This is a genomic window from Vibrio sp. Y2-5 (genome assembly GCF_014596725.1).
In the GTDB taxonomy this organism is placed as follows: domain Bacteria; phylum Pseudomonadota; class Gammaproteobacteria; order Enterobacterales; family Vibrionaceae; genus Vibrio.
On the sequence record NZ_JACVEG010000006.1, the window covers coordinates 127,984 to 144,863 of the forward strand.

The 16,880-nt window shown below is 45.1% G+C and carries 15 protein-coding genes; 8 read left to right on the forward strand and 7 right to left on the reverse strand.

The genetic code is table 11. The annotated features are described in order from the left end of the window. The first annotated feature begins 101 nt into the window (after window positions 1-101). Complete coding sequence (gene trpS / locus HUO09_RS15210) at window positions 102-1,121, forward strand: tryptophan--tRNA ligase (protein WP_167412171.1); 1,020 nt, start codon at window positions 102-104, stop codon at window positions 1,119-1,121. A gap of 80 nt (window positions 1,122-1,201) precedes the next feature. On the opposite strand, the gene HUO09_RS15215 is transcribed toward trpS, so the two are convergent. Further along, the gene (locus tag HUO09_RS15215; RefSeq protein ID WP_188234490.1) at window positions 1,202-2,476 is read right to left on the reverse strand and encodes an NAD(P)/FAD-dependent oxidoreductase; all 1,275 of its coding nucleotides are present in this window, start codon (window positions 2,474-2,476) and stop codon (window positions 1,202-1,204) included. Between the two features lie 191 nt (window positions 2,477-2,667). On the opposite strand from HUO09_RS15215, the gene HUO09_RS15220 reads away from it, so the two are divergent. The 5 genes from HUO09_RS15220 to HUO09_RS15240 all read left to right on the forward strand — a co-directional run bounded on the left by HUO09_RS15220 (window position 2,668) and on the right by HUO09_RS15240 (window position 8,495). Beyond that, complete coding sequence (locus HUO09_RS15220) at window positions 2,668-3,246, forward strand: aminodeoxychorismate/anthranilate synthase component II (RefSeq protein WP_188234535.1); 579 nt, start codon at window positions 2,668-2,670, stop codon at window positions 3,244-3,246. Window positions 3,247-3,746: 500 nt separating this feature from the next. Continuing rightward, entirely contained in the window at window positions 3,747-4,958 is a 1,212-nt protein-coding gene (locus HUO09_RS15225; protein WP_188234491.1) for an aspartate aminotransferase family protein, read from the forward strand. A gap of 85 nt (window positions 4,959-5,043) precedes the next feature. Further along, window positions 5,044-6,063, forward strand: a complete 1,020-nt coding sequence (gene astA, locus HUO09_RS15230; RefSeq protein WP_167412168.1) for an arginine N-succinyltransferase — start codon at window positions 5,044-5,046, stop codon at window positions 6,061-6,063. Window positions 6,064-6,083: 20 nt separating this feature from the next. Continuing rightward, window positions 6,084-7,541: a succinylglutamate-semialdehyde dehydrogenase gene (gene astD / locus HUO09_RS15235; protein WP_188234492.1), complete on the forward strand. Its 1,458-nt coding sequence runs from the start codon at window positions 6,084-6,086 to the stop codon at window positions 7,539-7,541. A 150-nt stretch (window positions 7,542-7,691) separates the two neighbouring features. Further along, complete coding sequence (locus tag HUO09_RS15240) at window positions 7,692-8,495, forward strand: DUF1338 domain-containing protein (RefSeq protein ID WP_167412166.1); 804 nt, start codon at window positions 7,692-7,694, stop codon at window positions 8,493-8,495. Between the two features lie 98 nt (window positions 8,496-8,593). Here the strand turns inward: HUO09_RS15240 and crp are convergent, their stop codons facing one another. The 6 genes from crp to HUO09_RS15270 all read right to left on the reverse strand — a co-directional run bounded on the left by crp (window position 8,594) and on the right by HUO09_RS15270 (window position 14,224). Continuing rightward, the gene (gene crp / locus HUO09_RS15245) at window positions 8,594-9,226 is read right to left on the reverse strand and encodes a cAMP-activated global transcriptional regulator CRP (protein WP_004728582.1); all 633 of its coding nucleotides are present in this window, start codon (window positions 9,224-9,226) and stop codon (window positions 8,594-8,596) included. A gap of 243 nt (window positions 9,227-9,469) precedes the next feature. After that, window positions 9,470-10,339 carry a phosphoribulokinase gene (locus HUO09_RS15250; protein WP_042485131.1) on the reverse strand — a complete coding sequence of 290 codons (870 nt, stop codon included), beginning with the start codon at window positions 10,337-10,339 and terminating at the stop codon, window positions 9,470-9,472. A 95-nt stretch (window positions 10,340-10,434) separates the two neighbouring features. Then, window positions 10,435-10,644 carry a YheU family protein gene (locus HUO09_RS15255; RefSeq protein ID WP_167412165.1) on the reverse strand — a complete coding sequence of 70 codons (210 nt, stop codon included), beginning with the start codon at window positions 10,642-10,644 and terminating at the stop codon, window positions 10,435-10,437. A 94-nt stretch (window positions 10,645-10,738) separates the two neighbouring features. After that, complete coding sequence (locus tag HUO09_RS15260; protein ID WP_188234493.1) at window positions 10,739-11,719, reverse strand: hydrolase; 981 nt, start codon at window positions 11,717-11,719, stop codon at window positions 10,739-10,741. A gap of 115 nt (window positions 11,720-11,834) precedes the next feature. After that, a complete protein-coding gene (locus HUO09_RS15265) occupies window positions 11,835-12,305 on the reverse strand; it encodes a TIGR02444 family protein (RefSeq protein ID WP_188234494.1) in 471 nt (156 codons plus the stop codon). Then, complete coding sequence (locus HUO09_RS15270; RefSeq protein WP_188234495.1) at window positions 12,302-14,224, reverse strand: ABC transporter ATP-binding protein; 1,923 nt, start codon at window positions 14,222-14,224, stop codon at window positions 12,302-12,304. The genes HUO09_RS15265 and HUO09_RS15270 overlap by 4 nt, the downstream gene beginning before the upstream one ends. A gap of 275 nt (window positions 14,225-14,499) precedes the next feature. Here HUO09_RS15270 and kefG point away from each other — a divergent pair, with 275 nt between their 5' ends. Both kefG and kefB read left to right on the forward strand, forming a co-directional pair. Next, the gene (kefG, locus tag HUO09_RS15275) at window positions 14,500-15,078 is read left to right on the forward strand and encodes a glutathione-regulated potassium-efflux system ancillary protein KefG (protein WP_188234496.1); all 579 of its coding nucleotides are present in this window, start codon (window positions 14,500-14,502) and stop codon (window positions 15,076-15,078) included. Further along, window positions 15,071-16,876 (forward strand): glutathione-regulated potassium-efflux system protein KefB, encoded by a 1,806-nt coding sequence (gene kefB / locus HUO09_RS15280; RefSeq protein WP_188234497.1) that lies wholly within the window; start codon window positions 15,071-15,073, stop codon window positions 16,874-16,876. The genes kefG and kefB overlap by 8 nt, the downstream gene beginning before the upstream one ends. Window positions 16,877-16,880 lie beyond the last annotated feature (4 nt).

Below are 16,880 nucleotides of genomic sequence, written 5' to 3' on the forward strand. Positions count from 1 at the left end.
GAGTACACTGCTAAATCGCGCTGAAATAATCAGGTATAGACCGAATCAGCGCATTAGATTGTTAGACCTTTATTCTTATTAGTAACAAGGAAATCATACCCATGAGCAAACCCATCGTATTGAGTGGTGTTCAGCCATCCGGCGAACTAAGTATCGGTAACTACTTGGGTGCTCTACGTCAATGGCAACAAATGCAGGACGACTATGATTGCCAATACTGCGTTGTTGATTTACATGCAATTACGGTTCGCCAAGATCCTAAAGCTCTGCATGAGGCAACTTTGGACGCATTGGCGATTTGTTTGGCAGTTGGTGTTGATCCGAAGAAGAGCACGCTTTTTGTTCAGTCTCACGTACCGGAGCATGCTCAACTGGGTTGGGTATTGAACTGTTACACCCAAATGGGTGAGCTGAGCCGTATGACTCAGTTTAAAGACAAATCAGCACGTTACGCTAATGATGTGAACGCTGGTCTATTTAATTATCCGGTGCTGATGGCAGCTGATATTCTGCTTTATGGTGCGCACCAAGTTCCAGTGGGCAGTGACCAGAAGCAACACTTAGAGTTAGCGCGTGATATCGCAACGCGTTTTAACAACATCTATTCTCCAGAAGCACCTATTTTCACGGTTCCAGAGCCGTACATCCCAACGGTGAATGCTCGTGTGATGAGCTTGCAGGATGCGACGAAGAAGATGTCTAAATCAGATGATAACCGTAAAAACGTAATTACTTTGTTGGAAGATCCTAAGTCAATCATCAAGAAGATCAACAAAGCACAAACCGATACAGAAACACCGCCTCGTATCGCACACGATGTGCAGAATAAAGCGGGTATTTCTAACCTAATGGGTTTGTACTCTGCAGCAACAGGTAAAACTTTTGCTGAGATTGAAGCAGAGTATGCAGGTGTTGAAATGTACGGTCCGTTTAAGAAAGATGTTGGCGAAGCTTTGGTTGCTATGCTTGAACCTGTACAGGCGGAATATGCTCGTATCCGTAACGATCGCGAATACTTAAACAGTGTTATGCGTGAGGGCGCGGAAAAAGCATCGGCTCGAGCACTGCAAACACTGAAGAAAGTGTATGACGCAGTTGGTTTTGTAGCTCGTCCATACTAGTTTTGTTTTGCACCGATAATCGGTTTAAAAAGTCAGAAGGCCAGCATTTGCTGGCCTTTGTTTTATCTAGCCTATTGAGCTTATTCTTTAGTTCGAGTAATACCAGCCGCTTTGAGAATGTACTTCTCATAGATAGGTTCACTGGTGCCTTTTTTCACTTTGTAGAGGAAGTATTTCTCATAAGCAATTTTCGCAACGTGTACCCATTGTCCCATTGAGGTCCAGTTGGTATTACGCGGAGGGTTCTGTGGAAGAGCGATAAACGCAGCGCCTTTATCCCCCATGTCTGCCAAACACAGTGCATTTAAGGTAGGTTTGGTATGCATTTCTTCACCTTTTTCCAAGCTAAGAATATTTTCCACAATCGCTGTGGTCATGGATTCAATCATAAAGCCCGTTTTTGGTGCACCAACAGGTACAGGAGTCTCTTCCAATGGTGGAATGGCTACGCACACACCCGCGGCAAAAATCTCTGGATAAACAGGGCTGCGTTGGAACTGATCTGTAATTACAAAGCCTTTCGGATTACACAATTCAGGAACCGCTGCTACAGCTGGAGAGCCTTTGAATGGAGGCAAGAACATTGCCATTGAGAAAGGCAGATTATGCTCAAAATCCACTTCGCCTTTGCGATTCAACTCTTCGATATGCGCCATACCCGATTCAAACTCTTTGACCCTAGAATTACATATCCATTTAATTCCGCGTTCACGGAACTCATGTTCCATAAGTGCTTTTGAGTCACCAACGCCACCCAACCCCATGTGACCGATATAAGGTTCGCTGGTAACAAAGGTAATGGGGATTTTGTCTCTTACTTTAAGCTTACGCAGATGAGTTTCCAGAGAGAGGATGTATTCGTAAGCCGGGCCGAAACAGCTTGCGCCTTGCAATGCACCAACAAGCACAGGTCCGGGGTTTTTAACCAGTTCTTCTAAAGCCTGATGCGATTTGACCGCGTGGTCGACAGTACAGATCGAATGAGTAAATCCGTTGTCCGGTCCGGCTCCTGCTACAGCTTCAAATGCCAGCTTAGGACCGGTACAAATAGCCAGATAGTCATAGTGGTATTCGTTACCATCTCCAGTAATTAAGCGTTTTTCCTTCGGTAAGATCTCAGCAACACCGGAGGTATTGAATGGGATATTGAATTTATCCACATAAGGTCTGAGATCGAGTACGACCTGTTCTTTTTTTCTTTCGCCTAACGCAACCCAAGGGTTTGATGGAATAAAGTGAAACTCTTCACTTTCATTAATGATCATAACTTCATGGTCTTTGGGCAGCTTTTGTCTGAGTTCATACACGATTGACATACCACCTAAACCGGCACCGATAACTATTGTCCTTTTCATGCTCTCGTCCTTTTTATTAATTAGAATTATCTAATTTAATGTTAGCTAATTAATGTTGGATAGGAGTAAATTGTTCAAAAAGTGTGCGCAGTGAGCGATTGTCAATGTAACAGGAGTAAACTTATTGATTGAATCTTAGCAGTGGATTCGTAGAATGCGGGGTGTTTTCATTGCAACAGATAATTGGGCTTATGCTACTCATCATCGATAACTATGACTCTTTTACCTATAACTTGTACCAGTATTTCTGCGAGTTAGGTGCTGACGTGAAAGTTGTCCGTAATGATGAGATTACCTTAGACCAGATTGAAGCCTTGAAACCTACTCATCTTGTTATCTCTCCAGGTCCTTGTACACCCAATGAGGCTGGCATCTCTTTAAAAGCGATTGAATACTTTGCTGGAAAATTACCGATACTGGGTGTTTGTCTGGGGCACCAAGCAATAGCACAGGTCTTTGGTGGTGAAGTGGTTCGTGCTCGTCAAGTGATGCATGGGAAAACCTCGCCGATTAAACACACAGGCAAAAGTGTCTTCGCCGGTTTGAACAACCCTCTTACCGTTACTCGTTATCACTCTTTGGTCGTGAAAACAGATTCTTTACCAGAATGCTTAGAATTAACCGCATGGACTGAGCTACCTGATGGTCGTTTGGATGAAATCATGGGGTATCAACATAAGAGCTTGCCGATTGATGCTGTTCAGTTTCATCCTGAGTCGATAAAGACAGAACAAGGTCACGAGCTGCTAGCCAATTTTCTGCGTCGCTAGAACCAGCGGCCTGCAAATACAATTGTTTGTCGGAGGTAGAGGGTATTTTCAGGTCTAATTACTGAATAACCTTTGTATCTGGAGCAATTACCGCTGTTACAGCAAATTTCCGTAGCAAATAAGTAAACTTTTCCTGACCGCGATCACTATTCTTCATTTTCTTAATATCAAAAACACGATTTATTTCTGATGAAATTTTATTCGTGATATTTCATCTCGATTTAGTCTAATTCCTTATCCCCTATAGGTTTCTAGCAATTATTTTGTGACGGAATAAAGAAAATACTTCATAAAAGCGATGGCTTGTTGCATAAATACTCAACGGTGGTGTCATTTATTAGCCTGAAAAAGGCTGGTAAAGGATAAATCACTATTGAAATGGTTAATAATTTGTAAATACAATGCTGCATTAACTGAAATGCAATACAAAATTTCAAGCTTATACTTTTGTAGTTAGGTCGACGATCTACAAAGCATGCGGTATCGAGAAGGGACGAACAATGACAACTGAAATTAATGTAGAACGCGGTCTGTTTGATGAGGTAATGGTACCTTGTTACAACCCGATGGAATTCATCCCGGTTAAGGGACAAGGCTCACGAGTATGGGATCAACAAGGCAATGAGTACATTGACTTTGCTGGTGGTATCGCTGTGAGTTGTTTAGGTCATTGTCACCCTGCGTTGGTTAAAGCGTTGACGGAACAAGGTAACAAGCTTTGGCATCTAAGTAACGTTATGACAAATGAACCTGCACTGCGTTTGGCAAAGAAACTGACACAAGTCAGCTTTGCAGAAAAAGTGTTCTTTTCGAACTCTGGTGCAGAAGCAAACGAAGCGGCACTGAAGCTAGCTCGTCGTTATGCTGCTGACAAATTCGGTCCTGAAAAATCTGAAATCATCGCATTTAAACAAGGTTTCCATGGCCGTACTTTCTTTACAGTAACTGTTGGTGGTCAAGCGGCTTACTCTGATGGTTTTGGTCCAAAACCGGGTGATATTACTCACCTTGAGTACAACAATGTTGAGGCGCTGCGTGCACACATCTCAGACCGTACTTGTGCTGTGATGATCGAGCCTCTTCAAGGTGAAGGCGGTATTGTGTCTCCAACACCTGAGTTCATTCAAACTGTTCGTGAATTATGTGATAAGCACAATGCGCTACTGATTTTTGATGAAGTACAAACAGGTAATGGCCGTACTGGTCACTTCTTCGCTTATCAAGGTCTAGGTATTACTCCTGATATTTTGAGTACCGCTAAGTCTCTTGGTGGTGGTTTCCCTATCGGTGCAATGTTAACGACAACTGAACTGGCAGAGCACTTCAAACCGGGTACTCACGGTTCTACCTACGGTGGTAACCCATTAGCTTGTGCAGTAGCAGAAGCGGTTGTAGACATCATTAGCCAGCCTGAAACTCTAGCGGGTGTTATCGAGCGTGAAGCTCTGTTCCGTGAAGGTTTAGAGAAGATCAATGCGAAATATAACGTGTTCTCTGAAGTTCGTGGTAAAGGCTTACTGCTTGGTGCTGCTTTGACTGAAGAGTGGCAAGGTCGTGCTCGTGACATTCTTGTTGCCGCTGGTAAACAAGGTCTAATGATTCTGATGGCGGGTGCAAACGTGGTACGTATGACACCATCATTAATTATCGAAAAAGAAGAAGTTGAAGAAGGCTTAGCGCGCTTGGATAAAGCAATCGCATCTCTTATGTAAAAACTAAGCTATAAGGCTCACTCTATTTTGTGAGCCTATAAGGGCCTAATGATTAGGCCCTAAATGCATCTGGAGGGAAGTATTGATGCTAGTTGTACGCCCAATCTCTATGTCGGATTACGACGCGTTGCACACCTGTGCTGTTGAATCTGGTCATGGTTTCACTTCATTACCTGTTAACGAAGAACTGTTAACCAACCGTATTAAACATTCTGAATACAGCTTTACTAAACCAGATGTCACTTCACCATCGGATGAAGGCTACCTGATGGTCGGTTTTGATTCAGAAACGGGTGAAGTGGCTGGGACAACAGGGATTGAAGCCGCTGTCGGCTGGGATGTTCCGTTTTATTCCTATCACATCAGCACCATAGTGCATTCCTCAGCAAAGCTGAATGTAAACAACGTGGTTAAGTTACTGACCTTTGGTAATAACTACACGGGTTGTTCAGAAATCTGCACATTGTTTTTACGCCCTGAGTTTCGTCAAGGCCTCAACGGCAGACTGATGTCTAAATGCCGATTTTTGATGATGGCTGAACATCCACATAGATTCTCTAAGACCATTTTCGCTGAGATGCGTGGTGTCTCGGATGAGGATGGCAGCTCACCATTTTGGCAATGGCTGCAAGAACACTTCTTCTCCATTGATTTCACTATGGCTGATTATCTGACTGGTATTGGCAAGAAAGGCTTTATTGCCGATTTGATGCCTAAGCTGCCGATATATATCAACTTGCTCAGCAAAGAAGCACAGCAGGTGATAGGGCAGGTGCATGAAAAAACCCGTCCTGCTCTTAAGCTGTTGGAAAAAGAAGGGTTTACCTGTCGCAACTATGTTGACATCTTTGATGCGGGCCCAAGCGTGGAGTGTGATATTAACAATATCGACTCGGTACGCAACTCAGTTCGAGTGAAGGTAATCGTTGCTGAACACTCAAGCTCGCAAGACTTTTTAATCTGTAATACATCGTTTGAAAACTTTCGAGCGACCGCCGCAAAAGCAGCATTCAACCGTGAAAACGGCAGCGCAATTATCTCTCCAAAAGTAGCGAATGCACTGAAAGTAGATAATGGCGACTTTATTCGAATTTTGGCTCAGTAAAAGAATTTAAGGAACACGTTATGACTCAGTGGATCGCAGGACAGTGGTTAGAAGGCAAAGGTGAAACGCTTTCTTCTTTAAGCCCATATAACGATGAAGTGATTTGGCAAGGTCAAAGTGCAACGCAAGAGCAAGTAGAAGATGCTGTTGCTTCTGCTCGCAATGCATTTGTTCGCTGGAAAAAACTGCCTTTCGCAGAGCGAGAGAAAGTGGTTCTCTCTTTTGCGGAAAAAATTAAAGAGAACAGTGAGCAAATTGCAGAAGTGATCGCGAAAGAAACGGGTAAACCAATTTGGGAAACTCGCACTGAAGCGGCTGCGATGGCTGGCAAGATTGCTATCTCTATTCGTGCCTACCATGACCGCACTGGCGAAACCGTGCGTGAAGCTGCGGGCAACCAAATCGTACTGCGTCACCGCCCTCTGGGTGTTATGGCGGTATTCGGCCCTTACAATTTCCCTGGCCACTTGCCTAATGGGCATATTGTTCCTGCTCTTCTAGCGGGTAACACCGTGGTGTTCAAGCCATCCGAGCAAACGCCGTGGACGGCGGAAGTGACTATGAAACTCTGGGAAGCTGCTGGTTTACCAACAGGAGTCATCAACCTAGTTCAAGGCGGCAAAGAGACAGGTATTGCTCTGGCTCAGTCTAAAGGAATTGATGGTTTGTTGTTTACGGGTAGTGCGAACACAGGGCACATTCTCCATCGCCAGTTTGCTGGTCAACCAGACAAGATGCTGGCGCTAGAAATGGGTGGTAACAACCCAATGGTGATTTCTGAGAATTTTGGTGATTTGAACGCAACGGTTTACACCATTATTCAATCTGCATTTATCAGTGCTGGTCAACGTTGTACTTGTGCGCGTCGCCTATACATTCCTGTGGGTGCGAAAGGCGATGAGTTGGTTGCTCGCTTAGTAGAAGCAACGAAGAAGCTGCGCATGGATCAGCCATTTGCTGAGCCGGCACCATTTATGGGGCCTCAAATCTCCAAAGCGGCAGCGGACTTCATTCTTAATGCCCAAGCTAACCTACAGTCTTTGGGCGGTAACAGCCTTGTTGAAGCGCAAAGTAAAGGTGCTGCGTTCGTATCACCGGGTATCATTGATGTTACGCCAATCGCGCAACTACCTGATGAAGAATACTTCGGCCCACTACTGCAATTGGTGCGCTACCAAACTCTAGAGCAAGCGGTTGAGCTGGCTAACGATACTCGCTTTGGTCTGTCTGCTGGCTTAGTGACAACAGAGGATGCGGAGTGGGAATACTTTGTTGACCATATTCGTGCAGGTATCGTGAACCGCAACCGTCAGCTAACGGGTGCAAGTGGTGATGCGCCATTTGGTGGTCCGGGTGCTTCGGGTAACTTACGCCCAAGCGCATTCTACGCAGCGGACTACTGCGCATACCCAATGGCGTCAATGGAAGGTTCTGCAACCGAGCTTCCAGCGACACTAAGCCCAGGTGTTGAGCTATAACAAAGTTATTCAGGCTTCATCGCAAGGTGAAGCCTGTTTGTTTAAACCTGAAAACCAATAACGACTTAAATCTATAAAAGAATAGTAACCGGCTCTAGTTAGCCTCTTTTCCAATCCAATACGTCGTGTTCATGAAGCCAAGGAGGCAATATGACACCAGAAGTTCTGTTTCAATCATTGTGGAATGATTACATCACTCGCCTTTGTCCTTCCGCTGATAAAGTTCATCGCTTGTTAGAAGAAGACGAAGCGCTAATTAATGACCATATTGCACTACGTACCTTCAACGTTGCTCCTCTTGGTCTAGAAACGTTAGCAAAACCTTTCTTAGCGCTCGGCTACAAAGATTGCGGTGACTATGTTTTTGAAAGCAAAAAACTGGTTGCTAAACACTTTGAACATCCTGATCCGCTTCAGCCAAAAGTATTTATTAGTGAACTGAAAGTTGAAGAGTGTTCACCACAGCTACAAGAGATAGTTGCGAAGCTGGTTGAGCAAGTAGATGCGACCAAGCTCGAAGGTGATGCCTTCCTGTATGGTGGACGTTTGTGGGACATCAGTTTTGCAGATTACCAGTTGCTGGCGGAAGAGAGCGAATACGCTTCTTGGTTGGCGGCACACGGCTATGGTGCTAACCACTTTACGGTTAACGTAAACCAGCTCAAGGCATTTACTGAAGTAAAACAAGTGAATGACCATTTGCGTGGTGCTGGTTTTACCATCAACGAATCGGGTGGCGAAGTAAAGGGTACGCCAGAAGTGCTACTTGAGCAGTCATCCACCATGGCTGATAAAGTGCCTGTCACTTTCAATGACCGTACAGAAGTGGTTCCAGGAGGTTTCTACGAGTTTGCGAAGCGTTATGCGATGGCAAATGGTGAACTGTATACGGGGTTTGTTGCTGCATCTGCTGATAAGATTTTTGAAAGTACCGATAGTAAATCTCTGGCCTAGTTGAGTGCCGTAGATCATCGAGCTTTATGTGTTAGTCGAGCAGAAAAAAGAAAAGCCACCAGAAGGTGGCTTTTGAATTTGTGTAATAGCGTTAGCTATTAACGAGTTCCGTACACAACGATAGTCTTACCGTGAGCTGAAATTAGGTTCTGCTCTTCAAGCATCTTCAGAATACGACCTACTGTCTCACGAGAACAGCCAACAATTTGGCCGATTTCTTGACGAGTAATCTTGATCTGCATGCCGTCTGGGTGAGTCATTGCGTCAGGCTGTTTCGCTAGGTTAAGAAGCGTTTGTGCAATGCGGCCTGTTACGTCTAGGAACGCAAGGTCACCAACTTTTTGGCTTGTTACTTGTAGACGACGAGCCATCTGACCAGAAAGACGCATTAAAATATCTGGGTTAACTTGGATAAGCTGACGGAACTTCTTAAATGAAATTTCTGCAACTTCACATGGAGATTTAGCTCGAACCCATGCTGTACGCTCTTGACCTTCTTCAAACAAGCCAAGTTCACCGATGAAATCACCTTGGTTTAGGTAAGAAAGGATCATTTCCTTTCCTTCTTCATCTTTAATCAGTACCGCAACAGAACCTTTAACAATGTAGTACAAAGTTTCTGCTTTCTCGCCCGCGTGAATCAGCGTGCTTTTTGAAGGGTACTTATGAATGTGACAATGTGAAAGAAACCACTCTAATGTTGGGTCGGTTTGAGGTTTACCTAGAACCATAATATCTCACTTCCTCTGCAGGGTACGCTTGCTGCTATCCATATTATTTAGCAAAGCTTAAAATAGGTTTACTAGAATAAGAGGACTTTATGGTCGCTGCAAGCTATCTTGTGTTTCGGTTAAGAATAGTATCCTTTTTCAGCGACATTTTCTTGATTTTAATCGTGTCCGTACCTTGATTTTTTACGCAAAAATGTGCACATGGTCACGGTATCGAAACTAAACGTATAAACCTTGTTTCGATTAGCCGATTTTCCCCGTTTCAATGAGCTGCTGTAGGATTGGCCTTACGATCAATTCCATGGCAAAACTCATTTTTCCGCCCGGAACCACAATGGTGTTATGGCGGGACATAAATGAGCCATCGATCATTGCAAGTAGGTATGGGAAGTCGACATTTTTAATGCCACGTAGGCGAATAACTACAAAACTTTCGTCCAGACTAGGGATGCCTTTGGCATTCAGTGGATTGGATGTGTCTACCGTCGGAACCCGCTGAAAGTTAATATGCGTGCGCGAAAATTGTGGTGTGATGTAGTTGAGATAGTCATCCATCGAGCGAACTATCGAATCCATGACGGCTTCGCGTGAGTGCCCACGATCACGGGTGTCACGAACGTACTTTTGAATCCACTCAAGGTTAACAATAGGTACCATGCCAATCAGGAAATCGACATGCTGTGCCACATTAACCTCGCCATCGACCACTCCACCGTGTAGCCCTTCATAAAAAAGCACGTCTGTACTGGCTGGAAGCTCCTGCCACGGAGTGAATGTTCCGGGCATTTGGTTATAAGGTACGGCCTCATCAAAGGTGTGCAGATAGCGTCGGATTTGGCCTGTGCCTGCTTTACCGTATTGACGGAAAAACTCGCTTAGCGCGCCAAAATCATTGGCTTCAGGGCCGAAATAGCTGATATGGCGACCTTGTTCACGAGCTTTGCGGATTTCAATATCCATTTCTGGACGAGTGAAGCGGTGAAAGCTATCACCTTCAACCCAAGCGGGCTTAACACTCATCATATTGAACATTTTACGGAATGCTTCTGACGTTGTAGTAGTGCCTGCACCTGATGAACCGGTAACGGCAATAATTGGGTGTTTTGCTGACATGACTAACCTTGTCCAAAAATCCTAAAATAAGGCGCTGAAATCACTTCATCGCCCGAGTTGAAGCCACTATAACATGGAATTTCAATTGTCACTGATTATCGATTATTAACTTTGATATCAACACTTTCGTGTAGTTCAGAATACACAATCACCGCATCACCGCTCCTCAGTAATGCTTTAATTTGGTCGATTTTATGCGCCAGAGAAACTTCAACTTCACCATAATCCGTGCCTTCTCTGAGCACAAATTCACTGATGAGGTTTTCCAATGTTTCTGGTGCAATATCTTGCCAAGGTATAATCATAACTTGCTCGTAATTCTACTTAATGTTGTTTCATAAATATAACGCATGCCAGTCTGTTAACTGGCGCGTGAATGTCTTGATTGCTGACGAATGTTTAATCCTGAGCGTCTTTTAGGCTTTCATAATAAGCAGGCAGCGCTTTTTCCAACCAAAATTCTGGTTTTAGGATGCTTCCGGATACAAAACCAACGTGTCCGCCTTGCTCAAACAAGCGATAGTCGATGTTGTCAGGTAGGATAAATTTGGGAATCACAGACTCATTCATAAATGGATCGTCTTTAGCATGGATGATCTGAGTGGGGATTTTAATTTGTTGTAGTTTGTTAATGCCAGAGCACTTCTCGTAATAGTCTTGCGAGTTTTTAAATCCATGCAGTGGCGCTGTGATTAGGTCATCGAAATCACTGAGGTGAGTGACGCGTTTAATACTCTGATAGGAAAGCCCTAGCTCACCTTTGAGCAGGTGATGCTTTTTCATCGCACTATTTTTAAGTGATGAGACTAAATAACGGCGATAGATTTTTGAAAAACCGTGTTCAATACGTTGCGCACAGGCTGCTAAATCCAATGGTGCAGAAACGACGGTTGCCGCGGTGACGATTGGGTCTTCATTGTAATCGGCCAAGTAGTTCACCAGCATATTTCCACCCAGTGAAATACCGGTTGCGACGACAGTGCGATTCGGAAACTGCTCTCTCAGATATTCCAGAACAAAACGGGCATCTTCCACTTCTCCGGAATGGTATGCGCGCGCGAGATTGTTAGGCTTACCACTGCAACCACGGAAGTGCATCATGACCGATAACCAGCCATCTTGAGCAAAAGCTTGCATCAAGCCATTGGCATAAGGGCTATAGAAGCAACCTTCCAGACCATGAAATAGGATGAAAATGGGTTTCTTCGCTGCGCTTTTACTGTGTGCATCTTCACTCCACGCTAAGTCGAGAAAATCGCCGTCAGGTGTATCGAGTGTTTGCCAGACGGGTTCAAACAGCGCTTTCTTACGAATAAAGCGCGGAACTAGTGTCTGTAAATGTGGGTTCTTCAAGCCTGTAGCGGCAACAAACTGAGTCATCGGCTAACCATTAAATTAATACATTTTTTGCCAAGTTAATGCTGCAGTTATAGTGACTGCAACTCAAGTGGTCTGTTTATATTGAGTATATACCCAATTAAACAAGCGGGAAGGTTCAGTTTTTTGGTGCAGGTTTGGCAAACTGTTGGGAGAGGTTTTCTGCACCCAACTGTCGACAGTAACGTTGAGTAAGCGGTGCGTCTTCGTTATTTATCAATGTTAGGCTATTGATACAGTCCACTAAGTCGGACTGTTGTTGCTTTTCCAACTGCAATTCAAATTGCAGCGCTTCGCGATAAAGGGTGTCGCTCAGAGTGGTTTTCAATTTTCGGCGTAATTCTCGATAGCTATGCAACAGTGTTTCCGAGCGTCCGATGCATTCAATAACCGTTTGCCAATCTTGTTCAAGAAACGCGACTTGCTGCTCATCAAGCCATTTGAGCAGCAAGAGTAAATTTACATTGCCGTTATAGTGGTTTTGCAGGTGTAAGCACGCCTCTTTGACTTCTCGAACGCTGTAGTACTGCAAGCTGAATTGCCATAGTCGTTCCAACGTGAGTGAAATTCTGACGTGCTCTTGGTTCATTGACTGTTGAACTCCTGTTCCATTTCTTCCAGCGTCTCTTGCTCGCTCATCCACTCCATTTCGATCTGTTCGAGTTCGGATTTAGCCTTAGCTTGGGTTGCGAGAACTTGATTAAGTTTAGCTTTGTTTTCTGCATCATAAAGTGAGGACTCCGATAATTGTTGTTCAGAGTCCGCAACAATGGCATTCAACTTATCCATTTTCGCTTCGAGTTGTGTCAGCTTTTTGCGAATTGGTGCAGTAAGCTTGCGCAGTTCTGCTTCACGGCGTTTTTGATCTTTCTTCGCTGCAGCACTGTTAGCATTGTCTTTTGGTGCTGCTTGAGCTTGTTGCTCTTTGCGTTCTGCTTTTTGCTGATCCTGAAGCCATTTGTAGTAATCCGTTAAATCACCATCAAAAGGTGCCACTTGACGGTCATGAACTAAGTACAAATCATCGGTTGTGGCACGCAGTAGGTAGCGGTCGTGGCTGACGATAACCATTGCGCCTTCGAAACTTTGCAATGCAAGAGTGAGAGCTTGGCGCATATCCAAGTCTAGGTGGTTGGTTGGTTCATCAAGTAATAGCAGGTTTGGCTTCTGCCATACAATCAGTGCCAACACGAGACGCGCTTTTTCACCGCCTGAGAACGGTCCAACTTTCTCTAGCGCTTTATCGCCGTTGAAACCGAAACTACCAAGATAGTTGCGCAGTTCTAGTTCGTTTTTCTCTGGCGCGATTTGCATCATGTGTTGCAAAGGTGTCTCTTCTGGATGAAGCGTTTCAAGCTGATGCTGCGCGAAGTAACCAATTTTCACCCCTTGTGAGTAGGATAGGTCACCACCTTGCGGAGTCAGTTCATTGGATAACAGCTTAATTAGGGTTGATTTACCCGCACCGTTACGACCAAGCAGACCAATACGGCTGCCCGGAACGAGATTAAGACGAATCTTCTCTAGGATAAGGTTATCGTCGTATCCCGCACTCACGTCATCCATCATCAAGATTGGGTTTGGCAGTGCAGACGGTTCGCGAAACTCAAAACTGAATGGGTTATCAAACTGTGCTGGCAACACTTTTTCCATTCGTTCTAAAGCTTTAATCCGGCTTTGCGCCTGGCGAGCTTTAGACGCTTTGTAACGGAAGCGATCGATGTAGCTCTGCATGTGGCTCATCTGCTTTTGTTGCTTCTGATACATAGCTTGTTGTTGCAACATCTTTTGCGCGCGTTGATTTTCAAACGAAGAGTAGTTGCCCGTGTATTCATTCAGCTTCTGATTCTCAATGTGAATGATACGGTTGATGATCGGGTCTAAGAAATCTCGGTCGTGGGAAATCAGAATCAAAGTTCCCGGATAGCTTTGTAACCAGCGCTCTAACCACATCACGGCATCTAAATCTAAGTGGTTAGTTGGTTCATCGAGCAATAGCAAATCAGAGCGGCAAATCAGTGCTTGTGCAAGGTTGAGACGCATACGCCAGCCACCTGAAAACTGAGTCAGGTTCCATGACATCTGTTCTTGGCTAAAGCCTAAACCGTCCAGTAGCTCTGAAGCGCGAGCTCGGATGCTGTAACCGCCAATGGTTTCGATTTTGCCATGCAGCTCAGCTACTAGTGTGCCGTTGTCTGCAATTTCTGCTTCACCAAGCTGACGTTCTAAATCTCGGTATTCTCGGTCGCCATCGATAACGTATTCCAAAGCACTGCGTTCTAGAGCCAGCGTTTCTTGCGCTACCCAAGCCAGTTCCCACTGAGCAGGTTTACTGAATGAGCCAGCATCAATAGACAGTTCGTCTTTCAAGAGGGCAAACAGGGTGGATTTACCACAACCGTTTTTACCCACTAAACCCACCTTGTCGCCTGGGTTGATGGTTGCTGATGCTTGGTCGAGCAGAGGTTTTCCGCCACGTAGTAGTTGGATGTCCGAGAAGATAATCATAAATTTGTTTTAGCTATTAATAGAGTTGCCGTTGAGATTTCGCCCAGAATAGTAGGGGCAACGAGGATAAATGTCGATCATTATGCAATTTACGTTATGATGCTAATGCCCTTCCTACTTGAAGGTGCAGCGGTGTTGGCTACGTTCGTTCACCCCAATTACATAGTTATCTATGCTCATGGGGACTCACTCACTTGCCGCCTAGCTGCAACTCCAACTAGTTTGGGTATAGCAACAGTTACCAATTTGATAACGTTACGGAGTGCCGTCAAGGAATGACACAAGATACGCCGTCTGCTTTACAAAAGCCTAAAGTATTAGTGATTTATGCTCACCCTGAGCCACATCACTCCATTGCAAACCAAGTGATGATTAAAAAGATCTCTTCACTTGAGCACGTCTCTATTCTTGATCTCTATGCCACATACCCAGACTTTTTCATCGATGTTCAAGCTGAGCGCCAGCGCTTGTTAGAGCATGATGTGATTGTGTTTCAGCACCCTTTGTATATGTATTCCTGTCCGGCGCTACTTAAGGAATGGATGGATAGAATACTGGCAAAAGGATTCGCCTTTGGTAACAAAAGTGCGCTGCGGGGTAAAGTCTGGCGTAGTGTCATCACCACTGGCGGTAACATCGATGCTTTTGGTGAGAAGGGCTATAACCGTTATCCGTTGAAAGACATTTTACAACCATTTGAGCTGACAGCGGCATTGTGTCGTATGCAATGGATAGACCCCATGGTGCTGTATTGGTCACGCAATGTTAGTGACATTGAGCGATATCAACACGCAGAAGCCTATAGACAGTGGTTATTGGACCCTTTAGCTGAGCAAGGAGAGCATCATGGCTGAAGTAAGCAGTGATTTTCTACAAAGCACAGCCGTTTTCCTTACCGCAGCTGTGGTGGCAGTACCTTTAGCGCAAAGGGCAGGGCTTGGTTCTGTTCTGGGGTATTTACTGGCGGGTGTGATCATCGGACCTTGGGGATTGGGCTTAATCAGCGATGTTGAAGCGATCATGCACTTTGCTGAGTTTGGCGTGGTTTTGCTGCTGTTTCTGATTGGTTTAGAGCTAAATCCGAGAAAACTGTGGCAAATGCGTGGGCCAATTTTGGGATTGGGTGGCGCGCAGGTTGTGGTGACGACCGCTGTGATTGCCAGCCTGACTTCGTTGCTGGGTATCGGCTGGCAAAGCAGTTTAGTTATTGGCATGGGGTTAGCGCTCTCTTCAACCGCAATTGCATTACGCGTGATAGAAGAAAGAGGTTTAACTCGAACGGAAACGGGGCAATCCGGTTTTGCTGTTCTGCTATTCCAAGATATCGCGGTCATTCCTATGCTGGCGTTGTTACCCGTACTGGCGGGCAATACTGGCGGAAGCTGGCTTGATGTTGTGTGGATGTTATGTGGCATTGTCGGTTTATTGGTGGGTGGTCATTACCTTCTGAGCCCTCTGTTTCGCTACATCGTATTAAGTGGTGTGCGAGAGTTGTTTACCGTTGCTGCGCTACTGCTGGTGATTGGTATCGCTCTGTTGATGCAGCAATTAGGTTTGTCTATGGCGCTTGGTACCTTCTTAGCTGGGGTGCTGTTGGCCGAAAGTGAGTTCCGTCACGAGCTGGAAATTGCTATCGAGCCCTTCAAAGGCTTGTTGCTTGGCCTGTTCTTTATCTCTGTCGGAATGGCGGTTGATTTAGGGTTGTTGGCTCTTGAACCATTAAGCATATTGCTGGCTGTGATCGCTCTGGTGACAGTCAAAGGTTTGCTTCTTTATGTGCTTGCTCGATTCTCTGGTGCGCGGGCGAAAGCACGTAGTCGCATGGCTGCGATTTTGAGTCAAGGCGGCGAATTTGCTTTTGTCATCTTTACTGCGGCGAGTGGCCAAGGTCTACTCCAATCTGAGCAAGTTGCCTTTTTATTGGTCGTGGTGAGCTTGTCTATGGTGACTACACCGCTATTACTTTCTGCTCAAAGCCGCTGGTTCGCTCGTAACTTGAATAGCTCCGATGATGAAACGTTAACGTCGGATGTTTACGATAAAGAACCGAGAGTTATCATTGCTGGTTTTGGTCGTTTTGGGCAAATTGTTGGTCGTTTGATGTATGCCAACAAGATCAAAATTACCGTATTAGAGAGTGACGCCAGCCAAATAAAATTACTCCGTAAATACGGATATAAAGTATTCTATGGCGACGCTACTCAGCTTGAGTTATTGAGAGCGGCGGGAGCCGATGAAGCCGAGGCGATTGTTATCTGTACCGATGCCCCTGATGAAGTGGTGAAAATCGTTGAGCTTTGTAAGCATCATTTCCCCAAGTTAAAAATATTGGCTCGAGCTCGTAGCCGGGTGGAAGCTTACCAACTGATGAATCACGGTGTTGAGCGCTACTCTCGCGAAACCTTCCTAGGTGCACTAGACCTTGGCCGACAAACGCTAATCTCATTAGGTATGCATCCTTATGAGGCAAAAAGAGCGGAAGCCCATTTTCGCAAGTTAGACATGGCAATGCTGAAAGAGCTACTACCTCAACACAATGAAGGCAAGCAGCTTAATTTAAGAGCCAAAGAAGCTCGTAAAGAGTTGGAAGAAATTTTTGGCCGCGAGATGGATGGCGATAAGCAGTCTCGTAGCTATTGGGAAAAAGACTAAAAGA

Coding starts and splice junctions, on each gene's coding strand:
- astD (WP_188234492.1), top strand. CDS start 6,084: ATGACTCAGTGGATCGCAGGACAGTGGTTAGAAGGCAAAGGTGAAACG.
- kefB (WP_188234497.1), top strand. CDS start 15,071: ATGGCTGAAGTAAGCAGTGATTTTCTACAAAGCACAGCCGTTTTCCTT.
- HUO09_RS15215 (WP_188234490.1), bottom strand. CDS start 2,476: ATGAAAAGGACAATAGTTATCGGTGCCGGTTTAGGTGGTATGTCAATC.
- HUO09_RS15255 (WP_167412165.1), bottom strand. CDS start 10,644: ATGATTATACCTTGGCAAGATATTGCACCAGAAACATTGGAAAACCTC.
- HUO09_RS15265 (WP_188234494.1), bottom strand. CDS start 12,305: ATGAACCAAGAGCACGTCAGAATTTCACTCACGTTGGAACGACTATGG.
- HUO09_RS15250 (WP_042485131.1), bottom strand. CDS start 10,339: ATGTCAGCAAAACACCCAATTATTGCCGTTACCGGTTCATCAGGTGCA.
- HUO09_RS15240 (WP_167412166.1), top strand. CDS start 7,692: ATGACACCAGAAGTTCTGTTTCAATCATTGTGGAATGATTACATCACT.
- crp (WP_004728582.1), bottom strand. CDS start 9,226: ATGGTTCTAGGTAAACCTCAAACCGACCCAACATTAGAGTGGTTTCTT.
- HUO09_RS15270 (WP_188234495.1), bottom strand. CDS start 14,224: ATGATTATCTTCTCGGACATCCAACTACTACGTGGCGGAAAACCTCTG.
- astA (WP_167412168.1), top strand. CDS start 5,044: ATGCTAGTTGTACGCCCAATCTCTATGTCGGATTACGACGCGTTGCAC.
- HUO09_RS15220 (WP_188234535.1), top strand. CDS start 2,668: ATGCTACTCATCATCGATAACTATGACTCTTTTACCTATAACTTGTAC.
- HUO09_RS15225 (WP_188234491.1), top strand. CDS start 3,747: ATGACAACTGAAATTAATGTAGAACGCGGTCTGTTTGATGAGGTAATG.
- HUO09_RS15260 (WP_188234493.1), bottom strand. CDS start 11,719: ATGACTCAGTTTGTTGCCGCTACAGGCTTGAAGAACCCACATTTACAG.
- trpS (WP_167412171.1), top strand. CDS start 102: ATGAGCAAACCCATCGTATTGAGTGGTGTTCAGCCATCCGGCGAACTA.
- kefG (WP_188234496.1), top strand. CDS start 14,500: ATGACACAAGATACGCCGTCTGCTTTACAAAAGCCTAAAGTATTAGTG.